The 16,411-nt window shown below is 73.3% G+C and carries 10 protein-coding genes and 1 pseudogene; 1 reads left to right on the top strand and 10 read right to left on the bottom strand.

Annotation, left to right across the window (positions count from 1 at the left end):
• Positions 1–37 precede the first annotated feature (37 nt).
• Positions 38–535 (bottom strand): transcriptional regulator NrdR, encoded by a 498-nt coding sequence (nrdR, locus tag ACXKR8_RS34580; protein WP_458268490.1) that lies wholly within the window; start codon positions 533–535, stop codon positions 38–40.
• A 483-nt stretch (positions 536–1,018) separates the two neighbouring features.
• Here nrdR and lexA point away from each other — a divergent pair, with 483 nt between their 5' ends.
• The gene (gene lexA / locus ACXKR8_RS34575; protein WP_458268489.1) at positions 1,019–1,888 is read left to right on the top strand and encodes a transcriptional repressor LexA; all 870 of its coding nucleotides are present in this window, start codon (positions 1,019–1,021) and stop codon (positions 1,886–1,888) included.
• A 90-nt stretch (positions 1,889–1,978) separates the two neighbouring features.
• Here the strand turns inward: lexA and ACXKR8_RS34570 are convergent, their stop codons facing one another.
• The 9 genes and pseudogenes from ACXKR8_RS34570 to dapF all read right to left on the bottom strand — a co-directional run bounded on the left by ACXKR8_RS34570 (position 1,979) and on the right by dapF (position 16,394).
• Positions 1,979–4,111 (bottom strand): ATP-dependent DNA helicase, encoded by a 2,133-nt coding sequence (locus ACXKR8_RS34570; protein WP_458268488.1) that lies wholly within the window; start codon positions 4,109–4,111, stop codon positions 1,979–1,981.
• Positions 4,112–4,181: 70 nt separating this feature from the next.
• A complete protein-coding gene (locus ACXKR8_RS34565; protein ID WP_458268487.1) occupies positions 4,182–5,543 on the bottom strand; it encodes a lysine N(6)-hydroxylase/L-ornithine N(5)-oxygenase family protein in 1,362 nt (453 codons plus the stop codon).
• Positions 5,544–5,627: 84 nt separating this feature from the next.
• Positions 5,628–6,326, bottom strand: coding sequence for a GNAT family N-acetyltransferase (locus ACXKR8_RS34560; RefSeq protein ID WP_458268486.1), 699 nt, complete (start codon positions 6,324–6,326; stop codon positions 5,628–5,630).
• A complete protein-coding gene (locus tag ACXKR8_RS34555; RefSeq protein WP_458268485.1) occupies positions 6,323–8,230 on the bottom strand; it encodes an IucA/IucC family protein in 1,908 nt (635 codons plus the stop codon). The genes ACXKR8_RS34560 and ACXKR8_RS34555 overlap by 4 nt, the downstream gene beginning before the upstream one ends.
• The gene (locus ACXKR8_RS34550) at positions 8,227–9,786 is read right to left on the bottom strand and encodes a pyridoxal phosphate-dependent decarboxylase family protein (protein WP_458268484.1); all 1,560 of its coding nucleotides are present in this window, start codon (positions 9,784–9,786) and stop codon (positions 8,227–8,229) included. The genes ACXKR8_RS34555 and ACXKR8_RS34550 overlap by 4 nt, the downstream gene beginning before the upstream one ends.
• A pseudogene (locus tag ACXKR8_RS34545) lies at positions 9,783–11,188 on the bottom strand (diaminobutyrate--2-oxoglutarate transaminase). The gene ACXKR8_RS34550 and the pseudogene ACXKR8_RS34545 overlap by 4 nt, the downstream one beginning before the upstream one ends.
• Positions 11,189–11,421: 233 nt before the next feature.
• On the bottom strand, positions 11,422–12,957 hold the full coding sequence (gene hflX / locus ACXKR8_RS34540; RefSeq protein ID WP_458268483.1) for a GTPase HflX: 1,536 nt from the start codon (positions 12,955–12,957) through the stop codon (positions 11,422–11,424).
• 25 nt (positions 12,958–12,982) lie between these two features.
• The gene (locus ACXKR8_RS34535; RefSeq protein WP_458268482.1) at positions 12,983–15,313 is read right to left on the bottom strand and encodes a RelA/SpoT family protein; all 2,331 of its coding nucleotides are present in this window, start codon (positions 15,311–15,313) and stop codon (positions 12,983–12,985) included.
• Between the two features lie 193 nt (positions 15,314–15,506).
• Entirely contained in the window at positions 15,507–16,394 is an 888-nt protein-coding gene (gene dapF, locus ACXKR8_RS34530; protein ID WP_458268481.1) for a diaminopimelate epimerase, read from the bottom strand.
• Positions 16,395–16,411: the final 17 nt, after the last annotated feature.

Genomic DNA, 16,411 nt, shown 5'->3' with positions numbered 1-16,411 from the left:
GGTGAAAAAAGCCGATGAAAAAGTTGTGGCGTCCCGATCAGGGCGACGCGGGGGCAGGGGCAGGCACGTCGACGCCCTCCGCCGCTGGAGGACGGTCCACGCGGAGCTGCGCGATGGCGTCCTCGAAATCCTCGAGCGATTCGTAGGCGCGGTAGACCGAGGCGAACCTCAGGTAGGCCACCACGTCCAGATCCTTCAGCGGGCCGAGTATGGCCAGGCCCACGTCATGGGTGGAGAGCTCGGCGGCACCGGTGGCCCGCACGCACTCCTCGACCCGCTGGCCGAGCACGGCGAGGGCGTCCTCGCCGACCGGTCGGCCCTGGCATGCCTTGCGGACCCCGCTGATCACCTTGTCGCGACTGAACGGCTCGGTGACCCCGCTGCGCTTGACCACCATGAGAGCGGCGGTCTCCACCGTGGTGAAGCGGCGGTTGCAGTCCGGACACTGCCGGCGGCGGCGGATCGAGGTGCCGTCGTCGGTGGTGCGGGAGTCCACGACCCGGCTGTCGGGGTGCCTGCAGAAGGGGCAGTGCATATGTCCGTTTCCCTTCTGTCGGGCGACCCGCGGCGATGGTCGCAGAGCAGCATCCTAGGTCAAGCACCGTGATCGTTTCCACGCCGGGAACCGGCGATGAACACAACCTGTGGGCTTCGAGGACCCATTCAACCACTAGATCTGGGGTGCAGAGCAAGCCTCTGTCCACCGCGTGTCGTAGTCCCGAACTCACGCCCCGCGATCACCGCAGGTCAGCGCCGAGGCACCCGCGGAGGTCTCACCCGGATGGCCGGACCGGGCTCCGGATGCCGGGAAAAGAGCATCGGCGGGCACGCCGGAGTGGTTTCATGAGATCCTGCTGGTCGAACAAACGATCGTATCCATATCCGCCGCTTACACCGCAAAGCTTGATCGCGGCAGGCGTTCGGCGAATAATTCACTCGAACGTGTGTTTGGCGCAACCTTTCGATCGGTCATACCGTTGGCCTATTCAAGGGAGATCGTCCGTTGAGAGGGGCCCCCGTGACCACCGCAGAAAGTAGCACTGTCAGCACGCCGCACAGCAGTCAGCAACGTCGCCAGGAAGACCTCGGGAACGCCGCATCGGGACTCGTTCCGAGCCAGGCCTCGGGGTCCTCCGCTCCGCACTCCTCGGGACACTCCTTGGACGCTCCGCAGAACGCCGCCGCCGACGTCGAGAATGCCGCCGGCGACACCCCGCACCGCTCCGCTCCGGGCCGCCCCCCGGGGATCCGCACCGACGAGGCCGGCCTGACCGAGCGGCAGCGCCGGGTCATCGAGGTCATCAGGGATTCCGTGCAGCGGCGCGGATATCCGCCGAGCATGCGCGAGATCGGCCAGTCGGTCGGCCTTTCCAGCACCTCCTCGGTGGCCCATCAGCTGATGGCGCTGGAACGCAAGGGATTCCTCCGCCGCGACCCGCACCGTCCGCGCGCCTACGAGGTACGCGGAATGGACGTGGTCCGCCCGGTCCCGGAGAGCACCGCGGGCCGCCCGGCGACCTCGTACGTCCCGCTGATCGGGCGTATCGCGGCCGGTGGGCCGATCCTGGCCGAACAGTCGGTGGAGGACGTCTTCCCGCTGCCGCGCCAGCTGGTCGGCGACGGCGAGCTGTTCGTGCTCAAAGTCAGCGGCGACTCGATGATCGAGGCCGCCATCATGGACGGCGACTGGGTCACCGTGCGCCGGCAGCCGGTGGCTGAGAACGGCGACATCGTCGCGGCCATGATCGACGGCGAGGCCACGGTCAAGCGGCTCAAGCGCGACGACGGACACATCTGGCTGATGCCGCACAACGCCGCGTACGAGCCGATCCCCGGCGACAGCGCGACGATCCTGGGCAAGGTCGTGGCGGTGCTGCGGCGGCTGTAGTAACCGCCCCGACGCACACCGCACCATGACCGTTGGCCGCCGCCCCGAAGCCGGGACGGCGGCCACGGCCTTGTCAGCGGCCGCAGCCAGTCAGCGGGCCCGGACCGGGTGCGGGGGGACGGCGGCCGCGTTGATGGCGGCCAGCGAGCGGCGGACCTGGTTGCGGTCGGTGGTGTACCAGAAGTCCGGCATCGAGGAGCGGAAGAAGCTGCCGTAGCGGGCCGTGGCCAGCCGCGGATCGAGCACCGCGACCACCCCGCGGTCCTCGGCCGCGCGGATCAGCCGGCCCGCGCCCTGGGCCATCAGCAGCGCGGCATGGGTGGCGGCCACCGCCATGAAGCCGTTGCCGCCGTGCTCCTCCACCGCCTTCTGCCGGGCGCTCATCAGCGGGTCGTCGGGCCGGGGGAACGGGATCCGGTCCATCACCACCAGCTGGCAGGCCGAGCCCGGCACGTCCACCCCCTGCCACAGCGACAGCGTCCCGAACAGGCAGCTCTCGGTGGAGGCGGAGAAGTTCCGGATCAGCTCGCCCAGGGTGTCCTCGCCCTGCAGCAGGATCTCCCCCGGCACCCGCTCGCGCAGCGCCTCGGCTGCCGTCTGGGCGGCCCGCATCGAGGAGAACAGACCAAGCGTGCGCCCGCCGGCGGCCTCGATCAGCTCGGCCAGTTCGTCGAGCATCGCCGGACGGTCGGGCTCCCGGCCGGGCGGCGGCAGGTGCCTGGCGACATAGAGGATGCCCTGCCGGGGGTAGTCGAACGGCGAGCCGACGTCCATGCCGCGCCAGTTGGGCGTGGCCTGCGCCAGCGGCTCCCCCACGTCGTCGCGTCCTGCCCCCTTGGCCGTGGGATACGTGGCGGTGCGCTCCTCGGTCAGCCGCCCCTCCGGGCCGAGGCCCAGCGAGAGGCCGACCCCGTTGAAGTCGCCGCCGAGCTGCAGCGTGGCCGAGGTGAGGACGACCGAGCGCTCCTTGTAGAGGTTCTCCCGGAGTAGTCCGGAGACGCTCAGCGGGGCCACCCGCAGGGACGAGGTGCCGGCGCCGAAGCGGTCGTTGTTCTCGATCCAGAGCACGTCGTACTCGGAGCCCTCCAGCATCCGGTCGGTGGTGTCGTGGATGGTCTCCACCGACGCCAGCGCCTGCTTGCGGACCGCGTCCTCGTCGCTGAGCGACTTGTCCCGCACCTCGCCGATGGAGGTGATCACCGCGCGGCAGGCGTCGCGGATCGCGGCCACCGCATAGGCGATGTTCTCCGGCAGTTCCTCCACCCGGCCCGGCTGGGCGATCTCCATCAGGCCGTGGAAGTTCTCGGCGGCGGCCTGCAGCGCGTCCACCGCCTTCTCATTGGCCAGCTTGGCCGAGCGCTTCACCGCGCGGTTGACCGCGCCGGTGGTCAGCTCGGCGGTGGCGATGCCGGTGATCCGCGACACCAGCTCATGCGCCTCGTCCACGATCAGCAGCTCGTGCTCGGGCAGCACCGGCGCGCTCTCCAGGGCGTCGATGGCCAGCAGCGCGTGGTTGGTGACCACCACGTCGGCGAGCTTGGCCCGCTCCCGGGCGGCCTCGGCAAAGCACTCGCCGCCGTAGGGGCAGCGGGTCGCGCCCAGACACTCCCGGGAGCTGACCGACATCTGGGCCCAGGCCCGGTCGGAGACGCCGGGTGACATGTCGTCGCGGTCGCCGGTCTCGGTCTCGTCGGCCCAGTCGCGGAGCCGGACGATGTCCTTGCCGAGCTTGCTGCTGGGGCCGCCGAGCACCTCCGCCGGGTCGAACAGGCCCTCGCCCTCGTCGCTGGGCGCGCCCTCGTGCACCCGGTGCAGGCAGAGGTAGTTGCCGCGGCCCTTGAGCATCGCGAACTGCGGGCGGCGGCGCAGCAGCGGCTGCAGCGCGTCCACGGTGCGCGGCAGGTCGCGTTCCACCAGCTGCCGCTGCAGGGCGAGGGTGGCGGTGGCCACGACCACCCGTTCGCCGTGGGCGAGGGCGGGCACCAGGTAGGCGAGGGACTTGCCGGTGCCGGTGCCGGCCTGGACCAGCAGGTGCTCGCCGTGCTCGACGGCGGCGGCCACGGCCTCGGCCATGGCGACCTGCCCGGGCCGCTCCACACCCCCGACCGCGGCGACGGCGGCATGCAGCAGCTCCCCGATCCGGGCGGGAGACGCTGCGGTCGGCGCCGGGGTGGACGGGGTGGTCTCGGTGGCGCCCTCGCCGGGCGTGGGAAGTTCAGTCATGGCGCGCCCAGCCTAGAGGTCGGCACCGACAAGCGGCATGGAGAGTGTCCGTCACATGGTGGCTGGCCCTCTAGGAGAGGTTGGCGATGGTCGTCAGATCCCTGGGTGCGGGCACCGACGCGGGTGCGCCGAAGGTGGTCCAGGCGGTGCGGGTCGGGAGTCGGTGCACGGTGCGTCCGGCCACGGCGTTGAGGATGGTGGCGGCCCGGTACGCGCCGAGGCCGAGGTCGGGGGTGCCGACGCCATGGGTGTGCAGCTCCGCGTTCTGCACATAGAGGCCGCCGGTGATGTCGGGCCGCAGGCCGACCCGGTGGTCCAGGTCCACCCGGTAGCGGCCCTGGTCGTCCCAGTCGACCAGGTCGGCGAAGGGTTCCAGCAGGGCGGGCCGGTTGGCGGCGTGCCCGGTGGCGAGGACGGCCGCGTCGGTGCGCACGGTGTGCCCGGCGCCGGACTCGCGGTGCCGGCAGGACAGCTCAAGGCCGCCGCAGGGCCCGCGCCGGGCCGAGAGCACCTCGGTGCCGGGGAGGATCTCGGCGTCCGCCGCCGCGCCGCCGAGGGTGCGGTCGTAGAGGGCGGCGTGGATCGCGCCCAGGGTGTCGGCGCTGGCGGCCTTGTAGAGCTGCCACTGCGCGGGCACCAGTCGGTCCCTGACCTGCTCAGGCAGCCCGTGGAAGTACCGGGTGTAGTCCGGGGTGAAGTGCTCCAGGCCCAGCTTGGAGTACTCCATCGGGGCGAGTGCCCGGGTCCGGGTGAGCCAGCGCAGGTGCGGGCCGGCGGCGTCGCCCCGGCGGCGGAGCAGGTCGAGGAAGATCTCGGCGCCCGACTGCCCCGAGCCCACCACCGTGATGTCCTCGGCCCCGGACAGGGTGTGACGGATAGTCAGATAGTCCTCGGCATGGTGCACCGCACCGGCCAGGTGCAGTTCGCCGAAGGCCTCGGGGATGACCGGCGCGGTGCCGACGCCCAGCACCAGGTTGCGGGCCGGGACGGTTCGGCCGTCCGGCAGGACCACCCGGAACAGTTTCGCCGCCGCGTCCCAGCCGATGGCCCGGACCGGGCTGGCGAAGCGGCAGTTGGGCAGCCGTTCGGCGGCCCAACGACAGTAGTGCTCGTACTCGCGGCGGGTCAGGTGCGACTGCTCGGAGAAGTAGAACGGGAAGAGCCGGTCGTGCTCGCGCAGATAGGCGAGGAAGGACCAGGGGCTGGTGGGGTCGACCAGGGAGACCAGGTCGGCCAGGTGCGGGACCTGCATGGTCGCGCCGTCGACCATGAGCCCGGGATGCCAGCTGAACTCCGGCTTGGCGTCCAGGAACAGCGAGTGCAGTTCGGGAACGGCGTCGGCCAGCGCCGCGAGCGAGAGGTTGAACGGGCCGAGGCCGATGCCGACCAGGTCGTAGGGCGTGGCGGGCGGGAGTTCGGCGGTGAGGTCCACGGCTGCGGTTTGCCTTTGTCGTGAGGAAGAGGGAGAGGGAGGTTGCGGGCAGTGCTGGCGAAGGGCCGGGCTCAAAGACCGGTCTCAGTGGCGGTCGTAGACCATCAGCGCGGCGTGCTTGGCCGGGAGGGCGAGGTCCTGGGCATGCTGGAAGCCGGCTCTGCGGAAGGCCCGGACCGAGGGGATGTTTCTGACGTCCGGTTCGGCCACGATCCGACGGGCGGCATGACGCTCCGTCAGCGCCCGCTCGGCGACGGCCCGCAGCAGCAGCGGGCCGATGCCCCGGCCACGGCACTCGGGCGGCCCGAGCAGCAGATGGACGCCGGTGTCGTGGGGCAGCGCCGGGTAGTGCCGGGCGAGCGGGTCGAGGTCGGCCCGGTAGACCTCCCAGTAGCTCATCGGAATCCCGTCGAGCAGACCGAGGCAGGGCACGCTGCGGCCGTCGCCGTCCAACTGCTCCCTGATGTGGTGCTCGGTCAGTTCGGTGGGTCCGGCGAGTTCCCAGAAGGCCGCGACCACCGGGTCGTTCATCCAGCCGGCGATCAGCGGGAGGTCGCGCGGCAGCCGGACCGGCTGGAACCGGAACTGGCCCACGGCGGTGTCGGTCGCGCCCCAGCGGACCACCCCGTCCAGCAGGTCGGCGGCGGCCGGGCGGCGCGGATCCCGGGGTTTCGGCGGCGGGCCCGGATGCTGCGGCGGGACAGCCCCGGAGACGGTCCCGGCATGCGGGTCCGGGTGGGGGCCGGGGTGGGTGCCGGTCGGGCGGGCCGGGGGGCCGCTCATCGGCCGGCTCCGGCGGCCTGCGGGAGCAGCCCTGGCGCCGAGGTCGGCGCGGCGGCGACCGGGTTGCCGATGGTGACATACACCGACTGGGTCTCGACCGGGCCGACCAGCTCGTCCAGACCGTGCAGCCGGGTGAGCAGATTGGCCTTGCAGCGCAGGGTGTCGGCGTCCAGCAGTAGTGCGGGCAGGGTGGAGCCGGTGGCCGATGCCGCGGGCCCGGCCAGGAAGCGGCGCAGGGCGGCGAGCAGGACCCGTTCGTCGGCCAGCCGTTGCGAGCCGAAGGCGCCGACCAGGCCGAGCAGGTGGTTGATGCCCAGGTAGTAGGCGAAGCGTTCGTCGGCGACGGCGTCCGGGACGAAGGTGTCGCTGTCCTGGCCGATGCCGCGGAGCCTGGCGTCCAGCGCGGCGGCCCGGGAGTCGCGGAAGTAGTAGCCCTGGTTGTCCCGGTAGCGCCCGCCGCAGGGCCAGCCCTGGGCGTCCAGCAGCACCAGGCTGTTCTGCTGGTGCGCCTCCAGCGCGATGCCGGCCTGCCCGTCCAGCCAGAGCAGCGGGAGCACCACGGCGTCGAGGTAGCGCAGGAACCACTCGGTGGCGACGGTCGCGGTGGGACGGCCGGTGCGGGCGGCGAGGGTGTGCAGCAGGTCGCCGAGCCGGGACCGGGCCGGGCCACCGGCCGACGTGCTGGACGGGCGTTCGGCGACCAGGCCGGCCACGCAGTGGGCGCGGTCGCCGGGGCCGAAGGGGTTCTGCCGGATGACGGTGTCCAGGCCGTTGGCGGGGCTGCCGGCGGCGGAGTGGCTGCCGGGCAGGTCGACGCCGATCCAGGCCGGGTCGCGGACGATGTCGAAGCCGGGGTGCGCCGCCCGCCACTCCCGGCCGAGCCCGCTGTTCAGCAGCCGGTGCACCTCGACTCCCCGGTGCAGCTCCTTGCGGAGGTTCTCCCGGCGGGAGTTGGTGATCCGCAGACCGAGCGAGAGCTTCAGCATGTAGGGGGTGCCGGGCTGGTAGAGGGTGCGCACGGACGAGGTGGGGTACCAGTCGCCGCCGCTGCTGCCGAGGTCGTACAGCCGTCCCTGGTCCAGGAGTTGACGAATCGCCGGACGATGCGTCAGTTCCCTTGCTTGCCAGGGGTGCAGGGGCAGCGCAATGGTTCCGCGCGGCAGCGGCGGGCCGTCGTCGCCGCGCAGGGCGGCGGTGATCGCGGCGGCGTCCTGCGGCAGCGCCGAGTCGGTGGCGGCCAACTCCGCGTCGACGGCGAACCAGTGCAGCGGATGGGCTCCGCGCAGTTCGGGCGAGTAGGCGGCGGTCTCGGCCTCGCCGAGGCCCTCCCGGCTCTTGGGGGTGGGGTGGCAGGGGTGGCCGAGCAGCAGCGACTGCTCGGTGTCCAGGAAGGGGGTGGTACCGGGGGGTGGCGCGGGAGCCTCCCGGTGCTCGGCGATGAAGCGCGCGGTGCGGCGGACCGAGTCGACCACCCGCCCGGCCAGGTCGGCGACATGGCGCGGGGAGGCCGCCTGCAGCGGATCCGAACCCCGGGCGAGCAGGGCGGCGACGGTCACCGCGTCCACCGGGTGCCCGACGCCGGTGCCACTGTCGGCGCCTGTGCTGGCGCCTGCCGTGGTGCCCGCGACCAGCGAGGCCCGGCCGAAGCGGTGCCAGCCGCAGGGCGACCAGTAGCGGATCGGGACGCTGAACTGCAGCCCGTCGCCGAGGGCCACCCTGAGCACGCCGCCGACCGGTTCGGTGACGCCGGTCTCGCGCACCCAGCAGCGGAGCAGGCTCTCGGTGGCCGCGCAGTCGGCGGCCACGGCCGGGTCCGGATGCAGCAGCGGGTCGGCTTCCAGCGGGTGGGGTTCCAGCGCCTGGGCTTGCGCGGGGAGTCCGCCGGTGGTGGCAGCAGAGGTCACGAGTGGGTCTCCTGGTCTTCCTGGGCTGCTGTGGCTTCCGCAGCGGCCTCTGCTTCTGCTTCTGCCTGGGCGCCTGCGGTGAGGACGAGTCCGAGCAGCCGGTCGAGGTCCGCCGTCGTGGTGTGCGGGTTGAGCAGGGTCAGCTTGAGCCGCACCGATCCGGGGCCCTCGCCGAGCGCGGTCCGGCCGACGACAGCCAGCCCGTCCGCGAGCAGCCGTCGCCGCAGCGCGGCGTTGACCAGGTCCGGGTCGGCCCGCGCCGGGAGGTAGCGGAACAGCACGGTGCTGAGCACCGGAGCGGCGGTCAGCTCCAGCGCGGGTGCGGCCGCGATGCGTGCGGCGGCCTCGTGGGCGAGGTCGTGGCAACGGTCGACGAGCGCGCCGAGGCCGTCCCGGCCCAGGGTGCGCAGGGTCACCGCGATCTTGAAGGCGTCGGCCCTGCGGGTGGTCCGCAGCGAACGGCCGAGCAGCGAGGTGTATCCGGCGTCCTCGTCGTCCTCCGGGTTCAGATAGGCCACGCGCTGCTCCAGCGGCGCCAGCAGCCCAGCGTGACCTGCCAGCAGGACCCCGGCGGCGATCGGCTGCCAGCCGAGCTTGTGCAGGTCGAGGCCGATGGTGTCGGCCTCCCCCAGCCCGTCCAGCAGCGGTGCGAGCCGCCGCGAGAACAGCGCGCCGCCCCCGTAGGCGGCGTCCACGTGCAGCCGGACGCCATGGCGCCGGGCGACGGCGGCCACCGCGGCCAGCGGGTCGATCGCCCCCAGGTCGGTGGTGCCGGCGGTGGCGACGACGCAGACGGGGGTGCGGCCGACGGCGCGGGCGTCGGCGATGGCCCAGTCGAGCAGTCGAGGATCCATCCTGCCGTCCGGGGCGGTGTCGACCGGGACGACGGCGTCCTGGCCGAGGCCCAGGATCGCTGCGGCGCGGGCGATGGAGAAGTGCGCGGCGGCCGAGCAGTGCACGGTGGGCCGGGCCACGGGGCTGCCGTCCGGGGTGGTGACGGAGTCGCGGGCCAGCAGCAGCCCCATCAGATTGGACTCGGTGCCGCCGCTGGTGAGGACGCCCACGGCGGCCTCGGGCCGTTCGAAGCCGACGAGCTCGGCCAGGACGCGCAGCACGGCGAGCTCCACCGAGGTGCTGCCGGGGGCCTGGTCCCAGGAGTCCAGCGAGGCGTTGAGGGCGGAGGCGGCGAGGTCGGCGGCGGCGGCCACCGCCAGTGGCGGAACGTGCAGATGGGCGGCGCAGGCCGGGTCGGCGGGGTCCGCCGCGGTGGCGGCGAGGGCCTCGGTGAGCTGCCGCAGGGTGTGCGGGTCGCCGACGTCCGGCAGCAGCGTGTGCGGTGCGAGCAGCGGGGCCAGGCCCTCGGCCACGGCGGTCGGCCCTCCGGCCGGCAGCGGGCCGCCCCGACGGGTGGCCCCGTCCCGCAGCGCCGCCAGCACCACAGCCAGGAGCGGCTCCAGCGCGTCCGCCCCGCCCACCCCGCCCGCCAGCCCGGCTCCGGCCGGCAACGGCCCCCAGGGCGGCGCGGCACCCGCCCCTGAGTCGGAAACGTCGGTCATCGGGGCTGGTCCGGGCGGGGGGCCGGCAGGGCCGTGGCGGCGTGGACGGCTTCGGCGAGGCGGTCGAGCACCGTGTCCACCTGGTCGTCGGTGATGGTGAGCGGCGGCAGCAGCCGGAGCACGCTGCTGTGGCGGCCGCCGAGTTCGATGATCAGGCCGCGCCGCAGCGCCTCCGCCCGCACCGCTGCCGCGAGCCCCGGCGCGGCCGGGCGCGCGCCGAGCGCATCCGCGTCCGCGTGCGGGTCGACGAGTTCGACGCCGAGCATCAGCCCGCGCCCGCGCACGTCCCCGATCGCGGGCAGCGCCCCGGCCAGCGCCCGCAGTCGGGTCAGCATCCGCTCACCGACCTGCGCGGCCCGCTCGGCCAGCCGCTCCTCGCGGACGAAGCGCAGGGTCGCGGTCCCGGCGGCCATGGCCAGCTGGTTGCCGCGGAAGGTCCCGGCGTGCGCGCCCGGCGCCCAGACGTCCAGCTCAGCGCGGTAGACGATGGCCGCCAGCGGCAGGCTGCCGCCGATCGCCTTGGAGACCACCATGACGTCGGGGACGATCCCGGAGTGCTCGACGGCCCAGAACGCCCCGGTCCTGCCGACCCCGGTCTGCACCTCGTCCACGATCAGCGGGATGCCGTGGGCGCCGGTGATCCGGCGCATCTCGCGCAGCCACGCGTCGGGGGCCGGGATCACCCCGCCCTCGCCCTGGACCGCCTCCACGATCATCCCCGCGGCCGGTTCCACCCCGCCCTTGGGGTCGTCCAGCAGCGCGGCGGTCCAGTGCGCCGCGATCCGCGCGCCCTGCGGCCCGCCGACGCCGAACGGGCAGCGGTAGTCGTAGGGGAACGGCAGCCGCACCGGCTGCTGCACCGTCCCGCCCAGGCCTGCCCTGGCGTCCACGTCGCCGCCGACGGCCAGCGCCCCGGCGGTCATGCCGTGGTAGGCGCCGGTGAAGGCCAGCAGCCCGCTGCGCCCGGTGGCGGTGCGGACCAGCTTCAGCGCCGCCTCGACCGCGTCCGTCCCGGCCGGGCCGCAGAACTGGATCCTGGCGTCCCTGGCGAACTCCTCGGGAAGCGAGGCCAGCAGCTCGGTGGTGAACTCGTCCTTCAGCGGGTGGCCAGGTCCAGGATGTGCAGCGGCGCCCCGGAGTCCAGCACCCCGCGCAGGGCCTGGATTACCACAGGGTGGTTGTGGCCCAGCGCCAGCGTGCCGGCCCCGGAGAGGCAGTCCAGGTAGCGTCTGCCGTCGGCGCCCTCCACCGTCATCCCGTGGGCCCGCACCGGGACGATCGGCAGCGAGCGGGCGTAGGTGCGGGCAGCGGACTCGCGGGCCGCCTGTCGGCCGAGGATCGCCTCGGCCGGATCCACCGCCGATCGGGCGGCAGCCTCGGCTGCGGATGGCAGGACGGTCAGCGGCACGGCCTCGGTTCCTCCTGGCTGCTCCGGGGCAGGATCGGGCCGCCGGGAACCACCCGAACGGGCAGCACCGGCGGCTGGATGTGCACCCCCACGGGTGACGCCCCTTTGGTCTAACGAGACCGCACCCCCGGAGGTAGCGAGAGAGCCGGCGAGAAAATCACAAGCCGAAGGGCGGCTGCCCCTGACCTGCGGGGACAGCCGCCCTTCGGGCGATACTCAGGCCTTGCTCAGCCGGCCTGCACGGCCGGGGCGTACTGCTGCAGCTCGGCCGCGAGGTCCGCCAGGACCAGGGCCCTGAGCAGCGTGCCCTCGCCGGTGTGCTCCTCGGACAGCAGCTCGCCGTCCTGGTGCACCCGGGAGACCAGGTCCCCCCTGGTGTAGGGGACCAGCACGTTCACCTCGACCGCCGGATGCGGCAGCTCCTCCTCGATCAGGCGGAGCAGCTCCGCCATGCCCTGCCCGGTGCGGGCCGACACCGCGATGGCGTGCGGCTCCCGGCGCAGCAGCCGGGCCAGCACCTCGGGGTCGGCCGCGTCCGCCTTGTTGATCACCACGATCTCGCGCACGTTCTGCGCGTCGACCTCGACGATCACCTCGCGGACGGCGGCGAGCTGCGCCTCCGGCTCGGGGTGGGCTCCGTCGACCACGTGCAGGATCAGGTCGGCGTCGGCGACCTCCTCCATGGTGGAGCGGAACGCCTCGACCAGGTGGTGCGGCAGGTGCCGGACGAATCCGACGGTGTCGGCCAGGGTGTAGACCCGGCCGCCGGGGGTCTCCGCGCGCCGGACCGTCGGGTCCAGGGTGGCGAAGAGGGAGTTCTCGACCAGCACGCCGGCTCCGGTGAGCCGGTTCAGCAGCGAGGACTTCCCGGCGTTGGTGTAGCCGGCGATGGCCACCGACGGCACCTGGTGGCGCCGCCGCTCCTGCCGCTTGGTGTCGCGGCCCTTCTTCATGTCGGCGATCTCCCTGCGGAGCTTCGCCATCCTCTCGCGGATCCGTCGCCGGTCCGTCTCGATCTTGGTCTCACCGGGGCCGCGGGTGGCCATACCACCACCGCCGCCGGCCGAGGAGCCGCCGCCGCCACCCATCTGCCGGGACAGCGAGGCGCCCCAGCCGCGCAGGCGCGGCAGCATGTACTGCATCTGCGCCAGCGAGACCTGGGCCTTGCCCTCCCGGGACTTGGCGTGCTGGGCGAAGATGTCCAGGATCAGGGCGGTGCGGTCGACCACCTTGACCTTGACCACGTCCTCCAGGTGGATCAGCTGGCCGGGGCTGAGCTCTCCGTCGCAGACCACGGTGTCCGCACCGGTGGACTCGACGATGTCACGCAGCTCCCTGGCCTTGCCGGAGCCGATGTAGGTGGCCGGGTCCGGCCGGTCGCGGCGCTGGATCACGCCGTCGAGCACCTGGGAGCCGGCGGTCTCGGCGAGCGCGGCGAGCTCCGCGAGGGAGTTCTCCGCCTCCAGGGCCGTGCCGTCGGTCCAGACGCCGACCAGGACCACCCGCTCCAGGCGGAGCTGGCGGTACTCGACCTCGGTGACGTCCTGGAGCTCGGTGGAGAGCCCGGACACCCGGCGCAGCGAGGCGCGGTCACCGCGGTCGAACTGGTCGCCGTCGTAGTCGTTGGCGCGGTAGCCGCCGCCGAGTCCCTCGTCGAATCCCGCGAGGTCCTCGTCCATCAGTGCGTCCGCACGGCGTGAGCCGCGGTCCTGCGTGGGGTCCTGCTCTGCGGAGGCTTCGCGGGCTTCGTACGTGGAGGTCATTGCATCCTTAGGAAAGGGGATCGGTTCACGGAGGCGAGATTTCCGCCTCACCATCAGTGAACGCCGCAGCGGTGCTGCGGATTCCCCACGATCGTCCCACGCCCTCTCCGGAATGGTCATCCGCATTTTCAACGGACTGGTGCTCAGCGGACTGATGCTCGGCGGTCTGCGGGACCGCCCGGTAGACGTCGTAGACCCCGGGCACCCTGAGCATCGCCTTCATCAGGTCGGGCAGCAGCCCCGGCTCGGGCAGCTCGACCGTGTAGCGGTGCCGTACCCGCAGCTCCTGCGGGGGTTCGACCGAGGCGGAGACGATGTCCACCCCCACCGCCGACATCGCCGCGGTGAGGTCGGCCAGCAGCCGGGGCCGACCCAGGGCGTCGGCCTGGACCGTGACCATGTAGCCGACCGGCGCCGCGTCCTGGACCCAGGACACGGCCACCGGCGCCCGTCCGCCGCCGGCCATGCCGACCCCGGTCGGACAGCCGGTGCGGTGCACGGCGACGCCGCCCTTGACCGCGAAGCCGAGCAGCGGGTCCGGCGGGACCGGGGTGCAGCAGCGGGCCAGCCGGACCGACGCGCCCGGCATCCCCTCGGCGACTACGGCCACCGGCTCGCGGGCGGCGGCCTCGGACCCGGCCGGCAGCACCGGCGGATCGGGGAAGGGCCGCTCGACCGCCTGCTGCGGCAGCCCCTCCACGGACCCGGAGCCGGCCTGCTCGGCCGCCGGATGCTCCGCCAGCCAGCGTTCGATGGCGATCCGGGCGGCGGCCGTCCTGGCGTGCTCCAGCCACTCCCTGGCCGGGCCGCCCTGCTCCTCCGCCTCGGTGAGCACGTCGATCACGTCCCCGTCCTGCAGCGGGGTGGAGAGCGCGGCCAAGCGGCCGCCGAGCCGTACCCCGATACATCGGTGCCCGACGTCCTCGCCGAGCGCGTACGCGGCGTCCACGCAGCTGGAGCCGATCGGCAGCTGCAGCGTCCGGCCGTCCTCGGTGACCACGGTGAGCTCGCCGTCGCCGGAGAGGTCGGCGGTGAGCGCGGACCAGAAGGAGTCGGCGTCCGGGGTCTCCCGCTGCCACTCCAGCAGCCGGGAGAGCCAGCCGGGACGGGACGGGTCGGTGCGGTCCAGCTCGTCCCTGGCGGCGCCGTCGTCGGCGCGGGCGGCCGGGCTGTCCAGGGCGACCACGCCGAACTCGGCGACCCGGTGCATCTGCGCGGTGCGCACCAGCACCTCGACCACCTCGGCCGGGCCGGTGGCGACGGCGGTGTGCAGCGACTGGTAGAGGTTGAACTTGGGGGCGGCGACGAAGTCCTTGAACTCGCCGGGCAGCGGCGACCAGCAGGTGTGCAGCTCGCCGAGGACCGCGTAGCAGTCGGCGTTCTCCTCGACCACCACCAGCACCCGGCCGAAGTCGGCCGGACCGAGCTCGTTGCGGCGCAGCCGGGTGCGGTGCAGCGACACGCAGTGCCGGGGGCGGACAGTGACCTCGGCCTGGATCCTGGCCTCGCGCAGCTGCCGGCGCAGCGCGACGGCGAAGTCCGCGAGCAGGTCCTCGCCGTCCTCCTGGGCGGCCTCCCTGGTGCCGAGCAGGGCGCGGGTCGCCGCGTACTCCTCCGGGCGGAGGGTGGCGAAGACGATGTCCTCCAGCTCGGTCTTGACGACCTGGATCCCCAGCCGCTCGGCCAGCGGGATCAGCACGTCCCTGGTGACCTTGGCGATCCGGATCTGGCTGGCCGGCTTCATGTGCCGGATGGTGCGCATGTTGTGCAGCCGGTCGGCGAGCTTGATCACCATGACTCGGACGTCCTCGCCGGTGGCGAGCAGCATCTTGCGGAAGGTCTCCGCCTCGGCGGCGGCGCCGAAGTCGACCTTCTCCAGTTTGGTGACCCCGTCGACCAGATAGGCGACCTCCTGGCCGAAGCCCTCGCGGACCTGATCCAGCGTCACCGCGGTGTCCTCGACCGTGTCGTGGAGCAGCGAGGCGACCAGGGTCGTGGTCTCCGCGCCGAGCTGCGCCAGGATCATGGTGACCGCGAGCGGATGGGTGATGTACGGCTCGCCGCTCTTGCGCATCTGGCCCCGGTGCGAGGCCTCGGCGACCTGGTAGGCCCGGTCGAGCAGGGCGAGGTCGGCCCGGGGGTGGTGGGTGCGGTGCGCGCCGAGCACCGGCTCCAGGGCGTCGGCGAACTGCGGCCGGCCGCCGGCCAGCAGCGCGGCGAAGCCGGCCCGGCCCAGCCCGGAGCGGCCCCGGGCGCGCCGGGAGCCGCCGGCCGAGACCGGTACGGCGCCCGGTGGCGGCGCGGGTTTGCGACCCACCAGGGGGACGGCGGGGAGATCACTGGCATTGACGTTCATGCGCACCTCCGGCAGCGATCACCGGAGTGGTACAGCACCCCGATGGTCCATGCTAGCGATTGCAACACGCTGGGCGATGCGTTGTGTTCCCAACGTCACCTTGATCACCCGTTCGGGGGATTTGAAGTGGGTCGGGAATGGCAAGGCTTACTAGTTTGGGCCGGTGTCATCCGGCCGGTGCGACCAGCCGGTGCTAACCGGCCAGCCACAGCGGGTCGATCTCGCCCTCGGCGAGGATCACCGCCGGGCCGGTCATCTCGACCGTGCCGTCCACCAGCTCGGTGATCAGCAGCCGGCCGCCCGGCAGGTCCACGGTGTAGGTCTCCGGCCGCCCGGTCAGCGCCGGATCCACCCCGTCCCTGCGGGCGGCGGCGATCATCACCGCGCAGGCGCCGGTGCCGCAGGAGCGGGTCTCGCCGGAGCCGCGCTCGTGCACCCGCATCGCCACGTGCCGCGGCCCCCGGTCCACCACGAACTCCACGTTCACCCCGGTCGGGTACGCGGCGGCCGGCGCCACGGCGGGCGCGTCCAGCAGGCTCCCCGCGTGCGCCAGGTCGTCCACGAAGGCGACGGCGTGCGGGTTGCCCATGCTGACGTGGACGGCCGGCCACTGCCGCTCGTCCACGGTGACCCGGATCCCGTCGGGGCCCGGCAGTTCGGCCCGGCCCATCTGCACGGTGACCTGGCCGGGGCCGTCCGGGCCCTCGGCCCCGATGCGCACCCGGCGCACCCCGGCCCGGGTGGCGACGGCCAGCTCGCCGCTGCTCGCCAGGCCGGCCAGCACCAGGTAGCGGGCGAAGACCCGGACCCCGTTGCCGCACATCTCGGCGATGCTGCCGTCGGAGTTGCGGTAGTCCATGAACCACTCGGCCTCGGCCGCCATCGGCGCGGCCTCCGGGTGCACGGCGGAGCGCACCACCCGCAGCATCCCGTCGCCGCCGATCCCGGCCCGCCGGTCGCACAGCCGTGCCACCTGGGCGGACGAGAGGTCGAGCTCGCCCTCCGGATCGGGGACGATCACGAAGTCGTTCTCGGTGCCGTGGCCCTTCAGGAAACGCAGGCCCTTCAAGATCTCGCTCACCGCTCCATGGTAAGGGG

This window comes from Streptacidiphilus sp. PAMC 29251 (assembly GCF_054208735.2).
This window is presented reverse-complemented; position numbering and strand designations above follow the sequence as displayed.

Excerpts from the sequence above, each read along its gene's own strand:
- nrdR (WP_458268490.1), bottom strand. The coding sequence starts at position 535 with ATGCACTGCCCCTTCTGCAGGCACCCCGACAGCCGGGTCGTGGACTCC.
- ACXKR8_RS34570 (WP_458268488.1), bottom strand. The coding sequence starts at position 4,111 with ATGACTGAACTTCCCACGCCCGGCGAGGGCGCCACCGAGACCACCCCG.
- ACXKR8_RS34560 (WP_458268486.1), bottom strand. The coding sequence starts at position 6,326 with ATGAGCGGCCCCCCGGCCCGCCCGACCGGCACCCACCCCGGCCCCCAC.
- ACXKR8_RS34550 (WP_458268484.1), bottom strand. The coding sequence starts at position 9,786 with ATGACCGACGTTTCCGACTCAGGGGCGGGTGCCGCGCCGCCCTGGGGG.
- hflX (WP_458268483.1), bottom strand. The coding sequence starts at position 12,957 with ATGACCTCCACGTACGAAGCCCGCGAAGCCTCCGCAGAGCAGGACCCC.
- ACXKR8_RS34535 (WP_458268482.1), bottom strand. The coding sequence starts at position 15,313 with ATGAACGTCAATGCCAGTGATCTCCCCGCCGTCCCCCTGGTGGGTCGC.